We start from the raw sequence: 301 nt of genomic DNA, 5'->3' as shown, positions 1-301 counted from the left end.
CGCGACCGCAAGTTCCAGGCGATCCTGCCGCTCAAGGGCAAGATCCTGAACGTCGAGCGCGCGCGCTTTGACAAGATGCTCTCCAGCCAGGAAGTGCTCACGCTCATCACCGCGCTTGGCACCGGCATTGGCAAGGACGACTACAACCTCGACAAGCTGCGCTACCACCGCATCATCATCATGACCGATGCTGACGTGGACGGCTCGCACATCCGCACGCTGCTGCTCACGTTCTTCTACCGCCAGATGCCCGAGATCATCGAGCGCGGCCACGTGTACATCGCCCAGCCGCCGCTCTACA

At 62.1% G+C, this 301-nt stretch carries 1 protein-coding gene; it reads left to right on the top strand.

Annotated elements, in window-relative coordinates; translation table 11 throughout:
- Positions 1-301 (top strand): toprim domain-containing protein (locus tag RVY79_RS18865; RefSeq protein ID WP_317466087.1); only part of this gene is annotated, 301 nt, incomplete at both ends.

Source organism: Chromohalobacter sp. HP20-39 (assembly GCF_033052815.1).
GTDB lineage: Bacteria > Pseudomonadota > Gammaproteobacteria > Pseudomonadales > Halomonadaceae > Chromohalobacter.
This window is presented reverse-complemented; position numbering and strand designations above follow the sequence as displayed.